17 protein-coding genes are annotated in these 18,997 nt (G+C 68.7%); 5 read left to right on the forward strand and 12 right to left on the reverse strand.

What is annotated here, in order from left to right:
* Window positions 1–17: 17 nt before the first annotated feature.
* On the forward strand, window positions 18–383 hold the full coding sequence (locus AC5Y36_RS12770; protein ID WP_500041280.1) for a SpoIIAA family protein: 366 nt from the start codon (window positions 18–20) through the stop codon (window positions 381–383).
* A gap of 45 nt (window positions 384–428) precedes the next feature.
* On the opposite strand, the gene AC5Y36_RS12775 is transcribed toward AC5Y36_RS12770, so the two are convergent.
* The 3 genes from AC5Y36_RS12775 to AC5Y36_RS12785 form a co-directional block, all read right to left on the reverse strand.
* Window positions 429–2,372 (reverse strand): primosomal protein N', encoded by a 1,944-nt coding sequence (locus tag AC5Y36_RS12775; protein WP_500041323.1) that lies wholly within the window; start codon window positions 2,370–2,372, stop codon window positions 429–431.
* A 120-nt stretch (window positions 2,373–2,492) separates the two neighbouring features.
* Window positions 2,493–3,677, reverse strand: coding sequence for an FAD-binding domain (locus tag AC5Y36_RS12780; protein WP_500041281.1), 1,185 nt, complete (start codon window positions 3,675–3,677; stop codon window positions 2,493–2,495).
* Window positions 3,678–3,832: 155 nt separating this feature from the next.
* On the reverse strand, window positions 3,833–4,558 hold the full coding sequence (locus AC5Y36_RS12785) for a lysoplasmalogenase (RefSeq protein ID WP_500041283.1): 726 nt from the start codon (window positions 4,556–4,558) through the stop codon (window positions 3,833–3,835).
* Here AC5Y36_RS12785 and AC5Y36_RS12790 point away from each other — a divergent pair.
* The 3 genes from AC5Y36_RS12790 to AC5Y36_RS12800 all read left to right on the forward strand — a co-directional run bounded on the left by AC5Y36_RS12790 (window position 4,557) and on the right by AC5Y36_RS12800 (window position 8,065).
* Window positions 4,557–5,501 carry an alpha/beta hydrolase gene (locus tag AC5Y36_RS12790; RefSeq protein ID WP_500041285.1) on the forward strand — a complete coding sequence of 315 codons (945 nt, stop codon included), beginning with the start codon at window positions 4,557–4,559 and terminating at the stop codon, window positions 5,499–5,501. The two genes, AC5Y36_RS12785 and AC5Y36_RS12790, sit on opposite strands and share 2 nt — an antisense overlap.
* 27 nt (window positions 5,502–5,528) lie before the next feature.
* Entirely contained in the window at window positions 5,529–6,485 is a 957-nt protein-coding gene (locus AC5Y36_RS12795) for an alpha/beta hydrolase (protein WP_500041286.1), read from the forward strand.
* A 95-nt stretch (window positions 6,486–6,580) separates the two neighbouring features.
* Window positions 6,581–8,065: a flavin-containing monooxygenase gene (locus AC5Y36_RS12800; protein WP_500041324.1), complete on the forward strand. Its 1,485-nt coding sequence runs from the start codon at window positions 6,581–6,583 to the stop codon at window positions 8,063–8,065.
* On the opposite strand, the gene AC5Y36_RS12805 is transcribed toward AC5Y36_RS12800, so the two are convergent.
* From AC5Y36_RS12805 to mihF, 7 genes are all read right to left on the reverse strand, one after another.
* Window positions 8,055–8,282 (reverse strand): hypothetical protein, encoded by a 228-nt coding sequence (locus tag AC5Y36_RS12805; RefSeq protein WP_500041287.1) that lies wholly within the window; start codon window positions 8,280–8,282, stop codon window positions 8,055–8,057. The genes AC5Y36_RS12800 and AC5Y36_RS12805 overlap by 11 nt on opposite strands.
* Window positions 8,279–9,052, reverse strand: a complete 774-nt coding sequence (locus tag AC5Y36_RS12810) for a hypothetical protein (RefSeq protein WP_500041288.1) — start codon at window positions 9,050–9,052, stop codon at window positions 8,279–8,281. The genes AC5Y36_RS12805 and AC5Y36_RS12810 overlap by 4 nt, the downstream gene beginning before the upstream one ends.
* Before the next feature lie 140 nt (window positions 9,053–9,192).
* The gene (gene metK, locus AC5Y36_RS12815; RefSeq protein WP_500041289.1) at window positions 9,193–10,404 is read right to left on the reverse strand and encodes a methionine adenosyltransferase; all 1,212 of its coding nucleotides are present in this window, start codon (window positions 10,402–10,404) and stop codon (window positions 9,193–9,195) included.
* Window positions 10,405–10,491: 87 nt separating this feature from the next.
* A complete protein-coding gene (gene coaBC / locus AC5Y36_RS12820) occupies window positions 10,492–11,745 on the reverse strand; it encodes a bifunctional phosphopantothenoylcysteine decarboxylase/phosphopantothenate--cysteine ligase CoaBC (RefSeq protein ID WP_500041290.1) in 1,254 nt (417 codons plus the stop codon).
* Between the two features lie 50 nt (window positions 11,746–11,795).
* Window positions 11,796–12,092 (reverse strand): DNA-directed RNA polymerase subunit omega, encoded by a 297-nt coding sequence (gene rpoZ, locus AC5Y36_RS12825; protein WP_500041291.1) that lies wholly within the window; start codon window positions 12,090–12,092, stop codon window positions 11,796–11,798.
* Window positions 12,093–12,167: 75 nt separating this feature from the next.
* Complete coding sequence (gmk, locus tag AC5Y36_RS12830) at window positions 12,168–12,794, reverse strand: guanylate kinase (RefSeq protein WP_500041292.1); 627 nt, start codon at window positions 12,792–12,794, stop codon at window positions 12,168–12,170.
* 19 nt (window positions 12,795–12,813) lie between these two features.
* Entirely contained in the window at window positions 12,814–13,131 is a 318-nt protein-coding gene (mihF, locus tag AC5Y36_RS12835) for an integration host factor, actinobacterial type (protein ID WP_003932123.1), read from the reverse strand.
* 1,011 nt (window positions 13,132–14,142) lie between these two features.
* On the opposite strand from mihF, the gene AC5Y36_RS12840 reads away from it, so the two are divergent.
* On the forward strand, window positions 14,143–14,676 hold the full coding sequence (locus AC5Y36_RS12840; protein WP_500041293.1) for a hypothetical protein: 534 nt from the start codon (window positions 14,143–14,145) through the stop codon (window positions 14,674–14,676).
* Between the two features lie 114 nt (window positions 14,677–14,790).
* Here the strand turns inward: AC5Y36_RS12840 and pyrF are convergent, their stop codons facing one another.
* Together pyrF and carB are read right to left on the reverse strand one after the other, a co-directional pair.
* Window positions 14,791–15,606, reverse strand: a complete 816-nt coding sequence (gene pyrF / locus AC5Y36_RS12845; protein ID WP_500041294.1) for an orotidine-5'-phosphate decarboxylase — start codon at window positions 15,604–15,606, stop codon at window positions 14,791–14,793.
* 2 nt (window positions 15,607–15,608) lie between these two features.
* The gene (carB, locus tag AC5Y36_RS12850) at window positions 15,609–18,953 is read right to left on the reverse strand and encodes a carbamoyl-phosphate synthase large subunit (RefSeq protein ID WP_500041295.1); all 3,345 of its coding nucleotides are present in this window, start codon (window positions 18,951–18,953) and stop codon (window positions 15,609–15,611) included.
* Between the last annotated feature and the right edge of the window lie 44 nt (window positions 18,954–18,997).

Here is an 18,997-nt window from a genome sequence, read left to right on the forward strand (position 1 = left end):
CCCAGGGAGCTGACGTCGTGATCGAGTTCCTGTCGGAAAGCAGCGGCAACATCGTGGGCATCCGGTTCACCGGAAAACTGACCCGATCCGACTACCGCGATGTCCTCACACCGCGTGTTGACTCCTTGCTGAAGCGCTTTGCCGCGCTGCGGGTGCTGGTACTCATCGACGACGCATTCGCGGGCTGGACGCTTTCCGCGGCATGGGCCAACACGGCCTTCGACGTCAGGCATCGGCGGAACTTCGAGAAGATCGCAATAGTCGGCGCCCCGCAGTGGGAAGAGTGGTGTGCCCGAATCGCCGCGGCGGTGCTGGTGCGCGGTGAGCTGCGAACCTATCCCCACGATCGACTCGACCACGCCTGGGAGTGGCTTTCTGCGTGACGCGGCGACCACCGTTTGCGGGACCGCGCGGCCGGGTGCGGATGCTCAGCCGATCTGCAGCGGATCTATCTGAACCCGGGTGGGCTCGTGGTCGTGGCGGGTGCTGAGCACCCCGACGGCCCGGCGCAGCGCCGCCGCCAGGGCCAACCCCTGTTCGCGGCGCACCCGCACCAGTATCCGGGTCACCGGTGCGTCGCCGGTCATTCCTGCCGGCCGGCGGGCTCCGGGCGGTAAGTCGACGGCTCCGAGAATCTCCGCGCCCGCGGGCAGTTGCGTCGCGGCCAGCAGCGCCTCCACAGCGGCGGTGGCGCCGTCGAGCGCGGCCAAATGCACGCTCGGCGGCAAGCCCACCGCGACGCGATCGGCCAATTCGGATTCGGCGTGCCCCACCGGATCCCATCGGATCAGCGCCTGCACCGTCGGAATCTCCGCCTCGGCGACCACCGCCACCACGCCACCGTCACCGCGGGCACGTACCAGCGCCGCGGCCGCCATCCAGCGTCGCAACGTGTCCTCTGCTGCGCGCAGATCCTGCCGACCCAGCAGCGCCCAGCTGTCCAGCAGCAGCGCCGCCCCATACCCGTCCGGCACGCGGGGCTCAGCACCCGGGGTGGCGATCACCAGCGCTGGACCCCTGTCGATTTCGGTGACGACGGTCTCACCGGCGGACGTGACGACGGCGGCTCCGGGGAAAGCACGGCCGAGTTCCTCGGCGGTGCGGCGAGCCCCAACAACCACGGCTCGCACCGCATCGGATCCGCAGCGGCTGCAGCGCAGGGTCGGGTCGACGCGGGCACACCAGCGACAGACAGCGGCTCCGCCGCGTTCGGTCAGCGACAGCGGTCCGGTGCACTGCCGGCAGCGTGCGATCGCACGGCAGCGCCCGCAGGCCAGCGACGGCACGTAGCCGCGGCGCGGCACCTGCACCAGCACCGGTGTCTGCGCCTGCAGTGCCGCGCGCGCCGCGCGCAGCGCGACCGACGGGAGCCGCGCCGTGCGGGCGGCCGGGTCGCGTTCGTCGGCGTATCCGCCGTCGTCGAGCGCCACCACCCGCGGAGTGCGGCCACGAACCACAGCCCGGGGCGCCACCACATCGTGTGCCCATCCGCTTTGTACCAGCGCCTGGGCTTCGGCGGTGCGCGAGTAGCCACCGATCAATGCCGCGCAGCGCAGCTGGTGGGCCCGCAGCATCGCCACCTCTCGGGCATGCGGATACGGGGCTCGGGGTTCCACCAGGGTGTCGTCGCCGTCGTCCCAAACCATCACCAGGCCCAGCTCGGTCACCGGGGCGAAGACCGCGCTGCGCGTGCCGATCACCAACCGCGCGTGTCCCCGCAACACCGTCAGCCAGCGCCGGTAGCGGGCTGCGGGTCCCAGGCCCGCCGAGAGCGCCACCACCACCGATTCGTCGACGCGGCCGGTCGCCGCCTGCTGCAACGCGTCGACGTCGCGCTGGTCGGGAACGATTGCGAGCGCTGCGCGTCCGGTGCGCATGGTGGCCGCGGCGGCGTCGAGGAAGCGGTCCGTCCAGGCCTCGCCGGGCAGCGCCTGCCACACTGCCCGGGCGGCCCGCGATTCGCTGAGGGCGGTGAGGAATTGGGCACCGCGGCCGTAGGATTGCCAGCCGGCCGGGTCGACCGGCGCGATCTGCGGCAGCGGCGGCAGAATCGGCGTTTCGCGTTCCACCCGGGCGTGCCGCGGCGGAACGGCCAGCCGCAGCACATCGGGGCGGCTGCCCGCGTAGCGGGCCGCGACCGCCTCGACCAGTCGACGAACCTCCGAGGTCAGCACCGGCTCGGCGGACACCACCCGGTCCAGCCACCCGAGCTGGCCGGCGTGATCGGTGTCTGTTCGGCGTTCCAGGACGAACGCGTCGACCAACCGGCCGTGAAAGCGTACCCGTACCCGCACCCCCGGCTGCGCGTCATCGGACTGCTCCGCACTAACCAGGTAGTCGAACTCGCGGTCCAGGTGCGGCACCGACAGCATCGGCAGCACCCGCGCGATCGGTTCGTGCTCCGCGGCCTGCCGACTGGTGCTCACCCCGCAGGTGTAGCAGACCTTGCCGACACGCGCGGGCAGCGCCCCGGCGCAGGTGCGGCGAGCCGGCTACATCGGGTAATCGGGCAGTCCGATGTCGTCGTGAAACCCGCGCCGGATGATCCAATCGGCCAGCCTCGGCACGCCCAGCAGTTTGCTCGCCGCGTTGCGCACCCGCACCCCAAGCATCGTTTTGGGCGTAAAGGTGGCCGCGAAGTTGCGCGCGGAGCGCTGCCTGGCCTCGATCACCGGGCGTAGCAAACGCTCATAACGGTCGAACGCCTGACGATGGTCGCCACCTGCCGCGGCCAGCTCACCAGCAAGTACATATGCCTGCACCATCGCCAGCCCGGTGCCTTCGCCCGCCAACAACGACACGCACGGAGCTGCGTCGCCGATCAACGCAACGCGGCCGTTCGACCAGCGATCCATCACGATCTGAGCCACCTGATCGCAGTACACGTCCCCAGCCTGGTCCAGTCGCGACAGCACCTGGGTGCATTCCCATCCGGCGTCGCCGAACACTTGTCGCAGAACCTTTTTGGCGTCTACGGGGCCCTCGTGATCCGCGTGGCGTACGCCATCGTCGGCGTAGACGAACAAGAACATCGTGCGGTCATCACGCAGCGCAAACCGCCCCACCATCCGCCCCGGCGCGGTGTAGGACACATACACCAGCTCGTCACGCGGCCGGTACCCGCCGGCCTCGAACGCCGCAATCCGATAGCCGAGGTCGTTCTGGAAGCGGGCGTCGGGGCCAAAGGCCAGCGCGCGCACCGGTGAGTGAACACCATCAGCCCCTACCACCAGGTCAAACCTTCGTGATATGCCGCTTTGCAGACTGATTCGCACACCGTCGTCGCACTGCGCGATACCCGCGATGGTGTCGCCGAAGATCGCCTCGACGTCGCCGTCGATGGCCGCATAGATCAATGCCGCGAGATCTCCGCGCGGCAGGCTGGTGAACCGGCCGCCGAAGCTCCGCCGGAAGGCGGCGACCGGAAAACCGCCCACCGTGCCGCCGCTACGGTCCACCAAGCGGACTTCCTCCACGGCATAGCCTGCGGACGTCACCGCAGCTGTCAGCCCCATCCGTTCGGCGACCGCATAACCAGGGCCCCAGAAATCGACGACGTAGCCACCGGTCCGTAACCGCGGAGCCTTCTCGATCAATGTGGGCTCGTGTCCGCCACGCAACAGCCAGTAGGCCAGCGTCGGTCCGGCGATCCCGGCACCGCTGATAGCGATCTTCACGCGCGCCTCCGTCCCACGTCGCGAAACCAGCGCTCGGCAGCATGTCCGCCGCCCAGACAGGTGCTCTAGTACATAGTAGCACTAGGCAACAATATCTATGCTGAAGCGTGGAGTGTCACTTCGGATCGTTGCGCGGCTGACCTCGGCGTCGCTGATCAGCCCGCCGCGGTGAGGGCATCGCTTTCGGTATCCGACCGCCCGAAAAAGAACCCGGCCGTGATCAGGATCTGCGCCGCGGCATAGGTCCACCAGACGGGAACCGCCAGCGTCTCGTTGCCCAGCACGAACTTGCCGATGGCGATCATCGCGTCGGACACCGCGAAGCACACCGCCCCGATCGCCGTCCACCGCGGCAGCCGCGCCAGCAGGGCCGCACAGACCATCGCGCCGAGGACCCCGATGTAGACGATCACCGGCGCGACCAGCCCCTCGCGGACCAGACCCGGCCAGAACCAGACCAGCAGAGCCAGGCAGGCCGCGATCGTCACCGTGACGGCGACGAGTCGTCCCCGGGTCGGCGCCGCCAGGGGAATCAGCGCACCCAGGTAGCAAAGGTGGGCCGCCAGGAAGGCGCCCAGACCGCACACGAACGACATCTCCCACCACGGAATCGCCAGCAGCAGGTCCCCCAGTGCGGAGAACGCCAGCGCCGCCATCAACCAGCGCCGCTCGGCCAGCATCGGATGCGCGGCAGCGGCCACGGTGAGCAGTACCGCCATCGACGCCTTGAATTCCGGCTGCAGGCTCCACTGTCCGGTCAGGTCGGCGCCGGGCGCGGCGTGCAGCGCGATCACCGTCAGAAAGATCCCGTAGCCCGCACCGGCCCAGCCGGCGGCCAGCCAGGGGCCCGCCACCATCCGGGGTGCGTACGGTGTTGCCATGTCTGTTTCCGGTGACAAACCGCCCGTCGACGCCATTCTGCAGAAGGTACTGGACGCGGTGCCGTTTCGGTTCTCCACCGACGAAGGTGTCGAGGTCGCACGCCGGCAGCTGGCCGACCTGCCCCGCCGCCCGGTCCACCCCGAGTTGCGCAGCCACGACCGGGTGATCCCCGGCCCCGGCGGCGACATCCCGGTGCGCGTCTACTGGCCCGCCGACGACGACCTCACCAGACCGGTGGTGGTGTTCTTCCACGGCGGCGGTTTTGTGGCCGGCAGCCTGGACACCCACGACGGCACCGCCCGCCTGCACGCCGTCGGCGCCGACGCGGTGGTGGTGTCGGTCGATTACCGGCTGGCACCCGAGCACCCGTTCCCGGCGGCGGTGCACGACAGCTGGGCCGCGCTGCAGTGGGTGTTCGCCCACGCCGCCGAATTGGGCGCCGACCCCACCCGGCTGGCCGTGGCCGGCGACTCCGCGGGCGGCACGTTGTCGGCGGTCATCGCGCAACAGTGCCGCGATGACGGCGGGCCGGCGCCGGTGTTTCAGCTGCTGTGGTACCCGGGCACCATGTACGACGCATCGCTGCCGTCGTTCAGTGAGAACGCCGAAGCACCGATCCTCGACCGCAAAGCGGTGGCCGGATTCACCCGCTACTACGCCGGCGAAGTCGATCTGAGCAATCCGCCACCGCTGATGGCACCGGGGCGGGCCACCGACTTCGCCGGGCTGGCACCGGCCTATATCGCGGTCGCCGGCTACGACCCGCTGCGCGACGACGGACTCCGCTACGGGGAGCTGCTGGCTGCCGCCGGGGTGCCGGTGCAGCTGCATAACGCGCAGACGCTGGTGCACGGCTACCTGGGCTACGCGGGTGTGGTGCCCGCCGCCACCAAGGCCACCGACCGCGGGCTGGCCGCCCTGCGCGCCGCGCTGCACGACTGAGCCGGCAGCGAGGCTTACGGTGGGCAGATGACTGAATCGCCGACCACCCGATCCGAGATCGACCCCACCCTCAAAGCGGTGCTGGACGCGGTACCGATGACGTTCACCGCCGCCGACGGGGTGGAGGTCGCGCGGGCGAAGCTTCGCCAGCTGCAGGCTCCTCCGGAGATATTGCCGCAGATGCGGATCGAGGAGCGCACCATCGCGTCTGAGGTTCCGGTCCGCATCTATTGGCCGCCGATCGACGCGCACCAGGGCCTACCGGTGGTGGTCTTCTACCACGGCGGCGGCTGGTCGATCGGTGACCTGGACACCCACGACCCGGTGGCCCGGGCGCACGCGGTGGGCGCCGAGGCGATCGTGGTGTCGGTCGACTACCGGCTGGCCCCCGAGCATCCGTTCCCGGCCGGGATCGACGACTGCTGGGCCGCTTTGCAGTGGGTCGGTGAGCATGCGGCTGAACTGGGCGGCGACCCGGATCGGATCGCTGTTGCCGGTGATTCCGCGGGCGGCAATATCTCGGCGGTGATGGCGCAGTTGGCCCGTGACAACGGCGGTCCGGCGCTGACGTTCCAACTGCTTTGGTACCCCTCGACCACCGGTGATCTGTCGCTGCCGTCGTTCACCGAGAACGCCGACGCCCCCATCCTGGACACCGACGTCATCGAAGCGTTCCTGGCCTGGTACCTGCCGGGGATCGACATCCGCGAGAACCCGGCGGCACTGCCCGCCACGCTCGCACCGGCCAACGCCACCGACTTCACCGGGCTGCCACCGGCTTACATCGGCACAGCCGACCACGACCCGCTGCGCGACGACGGCGCCCGCTACGCGGAGCTGCTGCGCGCGGCGGGGGTCGACGTCGAATTGCGCAACGAGCCGACGATGGTGCACGGATTCATCAGCCTGGCGCTGGTGGCGCCGGCATGCGCGGAAGCCACCGCCCGCGGGGTCGCCGCGCTGAAAGCGGCCCTGCACCCCTAAACGCGCTTCGCGCCCGCGACCAGACACAAAATCGCACGTGTCGGAGCAGAAATGTGCGACTTTGTGTCTGCTCGGCGCACACTGGCGACGTGGATGTGAGCGAGGTTCCCGACCACCACACGCTGATCGTTGGCGCCGGCTTCTCCGGGATCGGGGCCGCGATCAAACTCGACCGCGCCGGGCTGGGCGATTACCTGCTCATCGAGGCCGGTGACGGTGTCGGCGGCACCTGGCACTGGAACACCTATCCCGGCATCGCCGTGGACATTCCGTCGTTCTCCTACCAGTTCTCGTTCGAGCAGAGCCCGCACTGGTCGCGCACCTACGCCCCGGGCCGTGAGCTGAAGGCCTACGCCGAACATTGCGTCGACAAGTACGGCCTGCGCTCGCGGATCCGGTTCAGCACCCGGGTGCTCAACGCCGCCTTCGACGAGGCGAATGATCTGTGGCGGGTGCAGCTGGACACCGGCGCATCGGTGACCGCGCGGTTCCTTATCAACGCCAGCGGGGTGCTGACCGAACCGAAGTCACCCGACATCGACGGCGTGGACAGCTTTGCCGGGGTCACCATGCACACCGCCCGCTGGGATCACGACCAGAACCTGGCCGGCAAGCGCGTCGCCATCATCGGCACCGGTGCCTCGGCGGTACAGGTGATCCCGGAGATCGCGCCGATCGTCGAGCAGCTCACCGTGTTTCAACGGACCCCGATCTGGTGTTTCCCCAAATTCGATGTGCCGTTGCCGGCGCCGGCTCGCTGGGCGATGCGGATCCCGGGCGGCAAGGCGCTGCAACGGGTGCTCAGCCAGGCCTACGTCGAGTTGACCTTCCCGATTTCGGCGCAGTATTTCACCGTCTTCCCGTTGGCCAGACAGGCCGCCAAGTACGGCAAGTCCTACCTGCGCCAGCAGGTCCACGACCCGGAGGTGCGCGATCAGCTCACCCCGCGCTACGCGGTTGGCTGCAAACGCCCCGGCTTTCACAACAGCTACCTGTCCACGTTCAACCGGGAGAACGTGCGGTTGGTGACCGATCCGATCGCCACGATCACCCGCACCGGGATCGCCACCACCGCCGGTGACGCCCACGATGTCGACGTGCTGATCCTGGCGACCGGTTTCAAGGTGATGGACACCGACAGCCTGCCCACCTTCACCATCACCGGGCGGGGCGGACAGTCATTGAGCCGGTTCTGGGACGAGCACCGTCTGCAGGCCTACGAGGGTGTCAGCATTCCCGGCTTCCCGAACCTGTTCAGCGTGTTCGGGCCGTACGGCTACGTGGGATCGTCGTATTTCGCGCTGATCGAGGCCCAGACCCATCACATCCTGCGGTGCCTGACCCGCGCCCAGCGCGAGCAGGCGACGCGGGTGGAGGTGACCGCCGAAGCCAACGACCGCTACTTCGCCGACATGATGCGGATGCGGCACCGGCAGGTGTTCTGGCAGGACAGTTGCCGGCAGGCCAACAGCTACTACTTCGACAAGAACGGCGACGTGCCGCTGCGGCCCACCACCACGGTGGAAGCGGTGTGGCACAGCCGGCGTTTCGCTCTCGACGACTACCGGTTCACGGCGTAGCCCGCGGGTCGTCGTCCGCATCCTCCGCCCACTGCGGCCGCGGGGCGTGCGGGCGGGGTCCGCCGATGGCCTCGCGGTAGGCCCGCGTGCCGTCGTCGGACCGACGGTCGGGAAGCCCCCGGGTCAGTATGCCGCGCAGGAACACGACCGATACGACACCCGCTGCGATGACCAAGAAGCTGATCAGCGCGATTTGACCGATGGTCGCCCACATCATGGCGCCCCCTCCGACAGCAGGGCACGCAGGTGGCGGCGGTAGGCGAACCGCCCGGCGGGGGTGAGCCCGAACCACCATTCACTCCCCTGCGGGTACACGACAATGTATTGGCCGCGAACAAGTTCCGCGGTCAGCGGGCCGAGGTCATGTTGGCTGACCCGCAGCGTGCGGGCCAGTAACCCGGCGCCCACCTGGCCGACGGCGGCCAGCGCGGCGCACGCCATCAGCGACGCCCGGGGCCCGATCACCGCATCCAGGCCCGCCGGGTGATCGGGGATGTCCCGCAGCAAGGGGCTGTCGATGCCATACGGATCGATGCGCCAGGCGACGGCATATAGGGAGGGCACGAACCCCACCAGGAGGAAAAACACCGACACCCCGAAACTCCACGACGGCAGCTCGAGGTAGCGGAACAGCACCCACCAGGCCAACATCGCGACCACCAGAAACGCGGCCAGCACCGTCTCGACGACCGTGACCCGGCGGGAGAACAGGTGCAGCACATGCGGGCGCAGTGGCCGGTCAGCGCGTGACGATAACCGGACCACGATGATGAGGGCCAGCATCATGATCCCCACGCCGAGGATGATCAATACGGCCCCGCCGCCGAAGCTGGAAACCAGCAGCGGTGTCATCACCGGGAATGCCGCCATGAACGCCGGAACGAGGTAAAGCACCGCCCGCTGTGGCCAAGGCTGCAGCACCGCCAACAATGCCCGGCGCGCGTCGCGCACATCGGCAAGCCCGCCGAGCTGCAGTGCAACAGTCACCCATCGAACCTAACGGTTGGTGACAGCCGTGGCGGACAGCAAATCCGACGTCGCATCCACCCTCAGCGTGCACAAGATGCCGGCAGCAGCGGCGTGTCGCCGCTACATTTGCACACGCTCGCGGCGCGGGAGCGCGGGAACTAGATCGCGCGCTTGAGGTCGTCGACCTTGTTCAGCTGCTCCCACGGCAGCTCGACGTCGGTGCGGCCGAAGTGCCCGTAGGCGGCGGTCGGCGCGTAGATCGGTTGCAGCAGGTTCAGGTCGCGAACGATCGCACCGGGCCGCAGGTCGAACACGTCGCCGATGGCCTTCTCGATCTTGATCGGGTCCACCGACTCGCTGCCGAACGTCTCCACGAACAGCCCGACCGGGGCGGCCTTGCCGATCGCGTAGGCGACCTGCACCTCGACCCGGTCGGCCAGGCCCGCGGCGACCACGTTCTTGGCCACCCAGCGCATCGCGTACGCCGCCGAGCGGTCCACCTTGGACGGGTCCTTACCGGAGAACGCGCCGCCGCCGTGGCGGGCCCAGCCGCCGTAGGTGTCGACGATGATCTTGCGGCCGGTCAGACCCGCGTCGCCCATCGGTCCGCCCAGCACGAACTTGCCGGTCGGGTTGACCAGCAGCCGGAAGTCGGAGGTGTCCATGGTGTCGTGTCCGAGCTCGGCGAGCACGGTGTTGACCACCTTCTCCCGGATGTCCGGGGCCAGGGTGTTGTCCAGGTCGATGCCGTCGGCGTGCTGCGTGGACAGCACGACGGTGTCCAGCCGGACCGGGATGTTGTCCTCGTACTGCACGGTGACCTGGGTCTTGCCGTCCGGGCGCAGGTAGCCCAGCACGCCGGTCTTGCGGACCTCCGTCAGCCGCCGGGCCAGCCGGTGTGCCAGGGCGATCGGCAGCGGCATCAGCTCCGGGGTGTCGTTGATCGCGTAGCCGAACATCAGCCCCTGGTCGCCGGCGCCCTGAGCGTCCAGCGGGTCCGCCGCGCCCTCGACACGCGCCTCGTGGGCGGTGTCCACACCCTGGGCGATGTCGGGCGACTGGGCACCGATGCCGATGTTGACGCCGCAGGTCGCGCCGTCGAAGCCCTTCTCCGACGAGTCGTACCCGATCTCGAGAATGCGTTCCCGCACCGTGTTGGTGATGTCGGCGAACGCCTGCTTGGCGGTGGTCGTGACCTCACCGACGACATGCACCTGCCCGGTGGTCACCAACGTCTCGACCGCGACACGTGAGCGGGGGTCCTGCGCCAGCAGCGCATCCAGAACCGAGTCACTGATCGCGTCACAGATCTTGTCGGGATGCCCCTCGGTCACCGACTCACTGGTGAACAGCCGACCGTTTTCGCTCACTACCTGGTCCTTCCAGTTTTACACCCAGCCGAAATTGGCCAGGCGAATTGTATTGTCACCGGGTCCCCGCCCAGCCCATCGGGTCCCCTACCCGCTGTGTCCGTCCAGCAACGTGACGATGGCGTCCACGATACGGCTCGCCATCAACGTCTTCGATCCGTGCTCGAGCGCTGACTCGGCGCCATCGGCGGTCAGCAGCCATCCGTCGTTGTGGTCCACCTCGAACGCCTTGCCGTCCCCGACGGCGTTGACGACCAGGAGGTCGCATCCCTTACGGATCAGCTTCGCCCGCGCGTGGAACAATACATCGCCCTGGGCGTCGCCGGTCTCGGCGGCGAACCCCACGATGGCCCGCATGTTGGGCAGCTGGCCCTCGGTGCGGGCTCGCACCGCCCCGGCCAGCACGTCGTCGTTGCGGACCAGCTCGATCGTCGGCGCCGCGGCGGTTTCTCCCGGCGCCTTCTTGATCTTGGCCGAGGCCACCTGGGCGGGCCGGAAGTCGGCGACAGCGGCAGCCATCACCAGCACGTGCGCCTCGGGGGCACGCTTGGTGACCGCGTCGTGCAACTGCTGCGCCGAGCTGACATGAATCACGTCGACCCCCGCAGGGTCGATGAGCCCGGCGGTGTGCCCGGCGATCAACGTCACGTCGGCACCGCGCTGAGCAGCGACCCGGGCCACCGCGTAGCCCTGCTTGCCGGAGCTGCGGTTGCCGATGAAGCGGACCGGGTCGATCGGTTCGCGGGTGCCACCCGCGGTGACCAGCACCTTGCGACCGGCGAGGTCGTAGCTCAAGGCGTCGGAGCGCTCCAACAGCAGGTGGGCGAGGGTGACGATCTCCTCGGCTTCGGGTAACCGGCCGGCGCCGCTGTCGGTGCCGGTGAGCCGGCCGGCGGCCGGTTCCAGCACCACCGCACCGCGGCGGCGCAGCGTGGCCACGTTGTCCTGGGTGGCCGGATGCAGCCACATCTCGGTGTGCATCGCCGGCGCGAACAGCACCGGGCATCGCGCGGTCAGCAGGGTCGCGGTCAGCAGGTCGTCGGCACGCCCGGCAACCGCGCGGGCCAGCAGGTCCGCGGTCGCGGGTGCCACCACGACGAGATCGGCCTGCTGGCCGATGGCAACGTGCGGAACGCGCGGCACGTCCTCGAACACCCCGGTGTGCACCGGGTGGCCCGAGAGTGCCTCAAAGGTGGCGGCGCCGACGAAACGCAGCGCCGACTCGGTGGGGATGACCCGTACTGAATGTCCGGCCTCCGCCAGCTGGCGGACCACGGTGCACGCCTTGTAAGCGGCGATGCCACCGGCGACGCCGACCACGATCCGCTTGCGGTCGCTCACGACGGCTCGCAGAAATCGCAGCGCCGGACGCTCATCGCGCCCCTAACCCTCTACTCGCCTTCGGTGTGTTCGAGCAGGTCGGAGTGGATCTCGCGCATCGCGATGGACAGCGGCTTCTCCTGCAGTCCCGGCTCGACCAGCGGGCCGATGTACTCCAGGATGCCGTCGCCGAGCTGGTTGTAGTAGTCGTTGATCTGGCGGGCCCGCTTGGCCGCGTAGATGACCAGCGCGTACTTGCTCGACGCGCGTTCCAGCAGCTCGTCGATGGGCGGGTTGGTGATGCCCAGCGGCGTGTCGTAGCCACCGACCGAGGCATCGAAGTGTTCGGCGGTCTGCGAGGTGCTCACGTAGATATTCTCCTGCCGGGTGGGCTGTCGAGCTAGATCTGAGATTTAGTGCTGGTGGAGTATGGTCCGGGGCGATTACGCCGTGTTCGGCGCGGTTCCCACCAGCAAGGATACCAATTCTGCGCAGGCAGTCTCCAATCGGGCGTTGACGACGACCTCGTCGAAGTCACCCTGGGCCGCCAGCTCGGCGCGAGCGGTGGCCAGACGGCGCTGCATCACCTCGGGGGTCTCGGTGCCCCGGCCGACCAGTCTGTCTTCCAGCGCCGCCCAGCTCGGCGGCGCCAGGAACACCGTGACGGCCTCCGGAAGCGCCTTCTTGACGGCCCTCGCCCCGGCCAGGTCGACCTCGATGAGCACCGGGCGTCCAGCGGCGGCGGCCGCACGAACCGGCTCGGCCGGCGTCCCGGAGCGATGCAATCCGCCGTGAATCTCGGCCCACTCCAGCAGCTCGTTCTGGTCGATCAGCTGGGCGAACGTGTCCGCGCTGACGAAGCGATAGTCCACGCCGTCGACCTCACCGGGCCGCGGGTCGCGGGTGGTCACCGACACGCTGAAATACAGGTCGGGAATGCGCTCCCGCAGGCAGCCGACCACGGTCGACTTGCCGACCGCCGAGGGGCCGGACAGCACGATCACCCGTGCTGTACCGGCCGACCTCGTCCGGTGGTGGCTTTCGCCGTCCGATCTCGCGCCCGGATTCACCGGGACTCCTGCGAGCCGGTCAGGAAAAGTCGAACTTTTCCAGCAGGGCCTTGCGCTGACGGTCGCCCAGGCCGCGCAGCCGGCGGGTGGGGGCGATCTCCAGCTCAGTCATGATTTCCTGCGCCTTGACCTTGCCGACCTTGGGCAGGGCCTCGAGCAGTGCCGAAACCTTCATCTTGCCCAAGACCTCGTCGGTCTCGGCGTCCTTCAGCACCTGCTTGAGGTTGGTGCCACCACGCTTGAGCCGGTCCTTGAGCTCGGCTCGCGCCCGACGTGCGGCAGCAGCCTTCTCCAACGCGGCCGCGCGCTGCTCATCGGTCAACTGGGGAAGGGCCACGATTCCTCCTCATCATCATCGATTCGCATCGATGTTTATTTGTCTCGGCCGGGTACTCCAGCCAGCGACGATGACCGTACCCACCCCCGCTGACGAAATCTAACCCCACCCCCTCCTTCACGCCACAAATGCCCAGCGTGCGGGGCAACCGGCACCGGCCGGGGTGACTCGCAACGCCGCCGCCGGCACGCCGTCGGCTGCCGACCTTTTGCCCGGAATACCCGTTCTATCAGGAGGTTTGGCTGCTCGACGCACGGAGACGTCCATCCGGCGACGTTCGGCGAGGGCGTCAGCGGTGATCGAGCACCCGGACGCACGCCCGTTAGTCATCTCTTAGAGATGACCGAGCGTGTCGCGCGCGTCCGCCGCCCGTCGCCGGCGACGACAGGGCGTAGAACGACGGTGCGTAGTAGGGCCGTTTGGGCCGCAAAACCCGGGGCGAAGCCGCGACACGTACGACGCGGACGGCCTGAGGCGGCTCGGCCCGGTGCGGATGCGACGCCGCCCGACAACGCCGTCGTGCCGTCATCGAGTACCACCTGAGGCCGCGGTCGGCCCGATCTACCGTGGCACCGATGCTGGCAGCCCGCTTAATTCGGACGCCGGCATAACCGGCCGCGATCACCGGCGGAGAATTCAGCTGCCGAACAGTTCCGGCGGACGAATTCCCCCTTTCCTGTCGGCGCATTGTCTTAGCGAACGAGTGGGATGAATTTCTTCTGGCTGCCCCCCAGTGATCGAATAGGACTTTCATCTGCATGCAGCCTGACGCCCATACATCCTGAGATTTTGCTGCGATAATCAGCGCTAACGGCGGGCGTGCCGACGGCGGAAGGCAAGGAACTCGGTGAATTGCCAGCTTCAGTTAAGCGAAATGAGAATTTGCGGTGTGCTGGTTACCTGCATAAGGTTTGCCCGGGGTGGATGGTCCACCCCGGGGGGTACTAAAGCGGGGGGTATGTCTATGAGCGTTTCCGCTGAATACCTGTTCGGTAGCGGAAGTGGGAATTGATGACGATGACGGGCAATCCTGGCCGATGGGTGCTGGCGGCGGCGACGGTTCTGTCGCTCGGCGGCTTCGGCGTCGGTGTGGCCAGCGCCGATCCGGACGGTGAGGTGAGCGGCGGAGCCGGCAGCAACAGCGAGATCGATGCCAACCTGGGTCCCTTCGGCGGCGGTGCCAGCACCGGCACCAACGGCGGCTTCAATGTCGGTCCGGAAGGCATCGGCGGCGGCGCCGGCGAGAACAACAGCGGCAACGTCAACCTGGGGCCCTTTGGCGGCGGTTACAACACCGGCACCGGCGGCGGCGTCAACCTCGGTCCCGACGGCATCGGCGGCGGCGCCGGCGAGAACAACAGCGGCAACGTCAACCTGGGTCCCTTCGGCGGCGGTTACAACACCGGCACCGGCGGCGGCGCCAACCTCGGTCCCGACGGCATCGGCGGCGGCGCCGGCGAGAACAACAACGGCAACGTCAACCTCGGCCCCTTCGGCGGCGAGGCCGGCACCAATACCGGCGGGCACGGCAACTTCGGCTGGTAACCGCGGTTCGAATGCCTGTGCGGGGGCCGTCGGCGACACCGCGGCACCCGCACAGGCCTCGATCGATCGTGGCTGCTCCCTCCCCGATCGGCCCGGTCCGGACCAGACGGCCGGTCAGGCCAGGAAGGCTACCGCGTCGCGCATCCGCTCCCCCGCCGTTCGCAGCGCCGAAACGTCGGGACCGGCCTGCAGCACCTCGCGGGACACCGCGGGCAGCAGCAGGCTCAGCGGTGCGCCGAATCCGGTCAGGGTTTCCGGCCGGCCGCCCTGGGCGCCGATGCCGGGCATCAGCACCGGACCGCCGAGCGCGCTGAGGTCGGGTGCCTCGGTCAGGGTGGCGCCGACGACGACGCCGACCGAACCCGGTTCGGGGTGCGCGGCCCGGTTGACGGCCGCCGCCTCGTCGACGATCGCCTGCGCGACGCTGCGATCACCGGCCTGGGCGCGTTGCACGCTGGCGCCCTCGGGGTTGGAGGTCGCCGCCAGCACGAATACCCCGCGGCCGTGGGCGGCCGCGGCGTCCAGCAGCGGTTGCAACGCACCGAACCCGAGATAGGGCGACGCCGTCACCGCGTCGGCGGCCAGCGGTGAGTCCCCGGCCCAGGCCGCGGCGTAGGCCGCCATCGTCGACCCGATGTCGCCGCGCTTGGCGTCGGCCAGCACCAGCACCCCGGCTTCCCGCAGGGCAGCCATGGTGCGTTCCAGCACGGTGTAGCCGGCGGCACCGTACGCCTCGAAGAACGCGACCTGCGGCTTGACGATCGCGAACCCGGAATACGCCTCGACACAGATGTCACAGAACGCCGCCAGGCCGTCGGCAGACACCGGCAGGTTCCAGGCCTGCAGCAGTTGCGGGTGCGGATCGATGCCCAGGCACAGCGGACCGCGGCGAGCCCTCGCCTCGGTTAGCCGGGCGCCGAAGCCGGCCACGGCTAGCGCGGCCCGATCGTCTGGTGCAGTTCCTGCAGTGAGCGGACCCCGATGTCGCCGCGCAGGCCCGCCTCGATGCCCTGGACGGCGGCCGATGCCCCCTGCACGGTGGTCACGCAGGGGATGTTCTTCGCGACGGCCGCCGAGCGGATCTCGTAGCCATCACGTCGCGGACCGGAGTTGCCGTACGGGGTGTTGATCACCAGGTCCACCTCGCCGGCCTTGATCGCATCGACCGCCGACATCGCCGGACGGTCCGGGGTCGCGTCCTCGAAGTGTTTGCGCACCACCTCGCAGGGGATACCGTTGCGTCGCAGCGTCTCCGCGGTGCCCTCGGTGGCCATCACCCGGAACCCCAAGTCGGCCAATCGCTTGACCGGGAACACCAGGGAGCGCTTGTCGCGGTTGGCGACCGATACGAAGATCGCCCCCGTCCGCGGCAGCGACCCGTAGGCGGCGGTCTGGCTCTTGGCGAACGCGCTGCCGAAGTCGCGGTCGATCCCCATCACTTCGCCGGTCGATTTCATTTCCGGACCCAGCAGGGAGTCGATACCGGACCCGTCGGCTGTCCGGAACCGGTGGAACGGCAGTACCGCTTCCTTGACCGCGACCGGGGCGTCCGCCGCGACCGCCGCCCCATCACCGCTCGGCGCCAGTATGCCCTCGGTGCGCAGCTGAGCGATGCTGGTGCCCAGCATGATTCGGGCGCACGCCTTGGCCAGCGGCACCGCGGTCGCCTTGGACACGAACGGCACCGTGCGGCTGGCCCGCGGGTTGGCTTCCAACACGTAGAGCACGTCGTCCTTGAGCGCGTACTGCACGTTGAGCAGCCCCACCACACCGATGCCATGGGCGATGGACTCGGTGGCGCGACGGACCTTCTCAATGTCGGTGCGGCCCAACGTGACCGGCGGCAGCGCGCAAGCCGAGTCGCCGGAATGGATTCCGGCCTCCTCGATGTGCTCCATGATGCCGCCGATGTACACCTCGGTGCCGTCGCACAGCGCGTCGACGTCGATCTCGATGGCGTCCTCGAGGAACCGGTCGACCAGCACCGGGTGCTCCGGGGACAGCTGGGTAGCCCGGGTGATATATCCCTTCAGCGTTTCCTCGTCGTAGACGATCTCCATGCCGCGACCGCCCAACACGTAGGAGGGGCGGACCAACACCGGATAGCCGATCTCGGCGGCGATCCGGCGCGCCTGCTCGAAACTGGTTGCGGTGCCGAACCGCGGCGCCGGCAGCCCGGCATTGGTCAGGACGTCACCGAACGCGCCACGATCCTCGGCCAGGTCGATCGCCTCCGGGCTGGTACCCACGATCGGCACCCCGGCGTCGGCGAGCCGCTGCGCCAGCCCCAGCGGGGTCTGCCCACCCAGCTGCACGATCACCCCGACGACACCGGGACCGCCGGAGCCGGACTGCGCCTCGGCGTAGTACACCTCGAGCACGTCCTCGAAGGTCAGCGGCTCGAAGTACAGCCGGTCGGCGGTGTCGTAGTCGGTAGACACCGTCTCCGGGTTGCAGTTGACCATCACGGTCTCGAAGCCGGCCTGGCTCAGCGTCGTCGCCGCATGCACGCAGCTGTAGTCGAATTCGATGCCCTGCCCGATGCGGTTGGGCCCCGAGCCCAAGATCAGCACCTTGGGTTTGTCGGTCTGCGGGGCGACCTCGGTCTCGGCGGCCGGATCGAGTTCGAAGGTGCTGTAGTGATAGGGCGTCTTGGCCTCGAATTCCGCCGCGCAGGTGTCCACCGTCTTGAACACCGGATGGATGCCCAGGCGCTGGCGCAGGATTCGCACCCCGTCTTCACCGGCGAGTTCCGGCCGCAGCGCCGCGATCTGGCGATCCGAGAGCCCGTAGTACTTGGCCCGCCGCAACAGTGATTCACCGAGCACCGCGGTGTCCAGCAGCTCAGCGCGCAGCTCCACCAATTCCCAGACCTGCGCGACGAACCACGGGTCGATGCCGGAGGCCTCGGCCACCTGCTCGACGCCGGCACCGAGCCGCAGCGCCAGTTCGACGTCGTAAAGCCGGCCCTCGGTCGGCGTGCGTAGCCGATCGAGGACAACATCGGCTGAATCTCCTGCGGGGTCCGGCTCGGTCCAGAACCCGGCCCGGCTGGTCTCCAGCGACCGCATCACTTTGCCGAGGGCCTCAACGAAGTTGCGGCCCAACGACATCGCCTCACCCACCGACTTCATCGTGGTGGTCAGCGTCGGGTCGGCGCCGGGAAACTTCTCGAACGCGAACCGCGGTGCCTTGACCACCACGTAGTCCAGGGTGGGCTCGAAACAGGCGGGGGTCTCCTTGGTGATGTCGTTGAGGATCTCGTCGAGGGTGTAGCCGATCGCCAGCTTGGCGGCGATCTTGGCGATCGGGAAGCCGGTGGCCTTGGAGGCCAGCGCGCTCGACCGCGACACCCGCGGGTTCATCTCGATCACGATCAGCCGGCCGTCTTTGGGGTTGACCGCGAACTGGATGTTGCAGCCGCCGGTGTCGACGCCGACTTCACGCAGGATCGCGATACCCAGGTCACGCAGCCGCTGATATTCCCGGTCGGTCAGGGTCATCGCCGGCGCCACGGTCACCGAGTCGCCGGTGTGCACGCCCATCGGGTCGACGTTCTCGATCGAACACACCACCACCACGTTGTCGCGGCCGTCGCGCATCAGCTCGAGCTCGTACTCTTTCCAGCCGTAGATCGACTCCTCGATCAGCACGTTGGCGCTCGGCGAGGCGGCCAGCCCGGCACCGGCCATCCGCTCGAGTTCCTCGATGCTGTGGGCCAGCCCCGACCCCAGCCCGCCCATGGTGAACGACGGGCGCACCACCACCGGCAGCCCCAGCTCGGTGACCGTCTCGGTGACCTCGTCCATCGTGTAACACACCCGGCTGCGGGCGGATTCGCCGCCGACCTTGGCGACGATGTCTTTGAACCGCTGGCGGTCCTCACCGCGCTGAATGGCTTCGAAGTCGGCGCCGATCAGCTCGATGCCGTAGCGCTCCAGCACCCCGTTCTCATGCAGGGCGACCGCCGTGTTCAGGGCGGTCTGCCCGCCCAGGGTCGCCAGCACGGCGTCGATCTTGTTGCCGCGCTCAGCCTGCTGCGCGATGACCTTTTCGACGAACTCCCAGGTGATCGGCTCGACGTAGGTGTGGTCGGCGTACTCCGGGTCGGTCATGATGGTGGCCGGGTTGGAATTGACCAGGCTGACCTCCATGCCCTCCGACTTGAGCACCCGGCAGGCCTGGGTGCCGGAGTAGTCGAATTCGCAGGCCTGCCCGATCACGATCGGACCGGAGCCGATGACCAGGACATGGTTGATGTCTGTCCGGCGTGGCATTATTCGCCGCCTTTCTCACCGCGAGCGTGCGCAGTTGTACACAT

This window comes from Mycobacterium sp. NGS50 (assembly GCF_059812545.1).

What these genes read in the sequence shown, in the direction of transcription:
- AC5Y36_RS12775 (WP_500041323.1), bottom strand. Translation starts at nt 2,372, where the DNA reads ATGCTGTCGGTGCCGCACCTGGACCGCGAGTTCGACTACCTGGTTAGT.
- AC5Y36_RS12790 (WP_500041285.1), top strand. Translation starts at nt 4,557, where the DNA reads ATGTCTGTTTCCGGTGACAAACCGCCCGTCGACGCCATTCTGCAGAAG.
- AC5Y36_RS12785 (WP_500041283.1), bottom strand. Translation starts at nt 4,558, where the DNA reads ATGGCAACACCGTACGCACCCCGGATGGTGGCGGGCCCCTGGCTGGCC.
- AC5Y36_RS12795 (WP_500041286.1), top strand. Translation starts at nt 5,529, where the DNA reads ATGACTGAATCGCCGACCACCCGATCCGAGATCGACCCCACCCTCAAA.
- AC5Y36_RS12805 (WP_500041287.1), bottom strand. Translation starts at nt 8,282, where the DNA reads ATGATGTGGGCGACCATCGGTCAAATCGCGCTGATCAGCTTCTTGGTC.
- AC5Y36_RS12840 (WP_500041293.1), top strand. Translation starts at nt 14,143, where the DNA reads ATGACGATGACGGGCAATCCTGGCCGATGGGTGCTGGCGGCGGCGACG.
- carB (WP_500041295.1), bottom strand. Translation starts at nt 18,953, where the DNA reads ATGCCACGCCGGACAGACATCAACCATGTCCTGGTCATCGGCTCCGGT.